Below are 1,433 nucleotides of genomic sequence, written 5' to 3'. Positions count from 1 at the left end.
GGGTTGCGTCCTTGGAAGTGGTGTACGGGTTCCACCTGATCCGGGGGTTTGCTCCCGGTAGTGGGTGTGGTGCCCGAACGTAAGACGGCCATCGGCTGATCCTTCGAGAACGACCAAGCTCTTGAAGGGAATCAGCACGATGACCGCACCTGACAGTGTGCCCTTGTCCGCGCTCACGGAGGACAATCTCGCCTCGGCGAGTCCGGATCTGCTGCGGGCGATGATCAAGACGTTCGCCGATGCGTTGATGTCGTCGGAGGCCGATGCGCTCTGCGGGGCGGAGTACGGCCAGGTCAGCGAGGAACGGGTCAACTCTCGTAATGGCTACCGGAATCGGGAGTGGGACACCCGGGCCGGGACCGTGGAGCTGGCCATTCCCAAGCTTCGCTCCGGCAGCTACTTTCCGACCTGGCTGCTGGAGCGGCGCCGCCGGGCCGAGCAGGCCCTCATCTCGGTGGTGGCCACCGCCTACCTGCTGGGCGTCTCCACGCGCCGGGTGGAGAAACTCGCCGAGTCCCTGGGCGTGACCCAGCTGTCGAAGTCGCAGGTCTCGGCGATGGCCAAGCACCTGGACGAGCAGGTCGCCGCGTTCCGCAACCGCCCGCTGGACGCCGGCCCCTACACGTTCGTCTGGGTCGACGCACTCACGCAGAAAGTTCGCGAAGGCGGCCGGATCATCAACGTCCACGCCCTCGTCGCGGTCGGGGTCAACGCCGACGGCCACCGCGAGATCCTCGGCATCGACGTCGCCACCGCCGAGGACGGCGCCGGCTGGCTGGCCTTCCTGCGCTCGCTGGTCGCCCGCGGTCTGTCCGGTGTCCAGCTGGTGATCTCCGATGCCCACACCGGCCTGGTGAACGCGATCGGCGCGGTCCTGCCCGGCGCTTCCTGGCAGCGCTGCCGCACCCACTACGCAAGGAATCTGCTCTGCCAGGTGCCGAAATCGGCCCAGCCGTGGGTGGCCACCCTGCTGCGGACGGTCTTCGAGCAGCCCGACAGCGAAGCGGTCCACGCGCAGATGAAACAGGTGCTGGACGCGTTGGAGGCGAAGTTTCCCAAGTCCGCCGACCACCTGGATGCGGCCCGCTCGGACCTGCTGGCCTTCACCGCGTTCCCCCGGGAGATCTGGCGGCAGATCTGGTCCAACAACCCCCAGGAACGGCTGAACAAAGAGATCCGCCGCCGCACTGACGTGGTCGGGATCTTCCCCGACCGCCCGGCGCTGATCCGCCTGGTCGGCGCGGTCCTGGCCGAGCAGAACGACGAGTGGACCGAAGCCCGCCGCTACATGGGCCGCGAGCTCCTCGCCAAAGCCCGCCTCCACCCGATCGACGGAGAAAACGCCGAACCCGCCCTGGCCACCGAACTCACTGCATAGCCTCACCAATGGATCGCCGAGTGGCCGTCGATACACCACTCCAGCGGACGTGACC

The 1,433-nt window shown here is 67.6% G+C and carries 1 protein-coding gene; it reads left to right on the top strand.

The genetic code is table 11. The features are described 5' to 3' along the window. Positions 1–139 precede the first annotated feature (139 nt). A complete protein-coding gene (locus tag M1E25_RS25545; RefSeq protein ID WP_251419686.1) occupies positions 140–1,378 on the top strand; it encodes an IS256 family transposase in 1,239 nt (412 codons plus the stop codon). The last annotated feature ends 55 nt before the right edge of the window (positions 1,379–1,433 follow it).

This window comes from Streptomyces meridianus (assembly GCF_023703325.1).
Lineage (GTDB): Bacteria > Actinomycetota > Actinomycetes > Streptomycetales > Streptomycetaceae > Streptomyces > Streptomyces meridianus.
This window is presented reverse-complemented; position numbering and strand designations above follow the sequence as displayed.

What these genes read in the sequence shown, in the direction of transcription:
- M1E25_RS25545 (WP_251419686.1), top strand. Translation starts at nt 140, where the DNA reads ATGACCGCACCTGACAGTGTGCCCTTGTCCGCGCTCACGGAGGACAAT.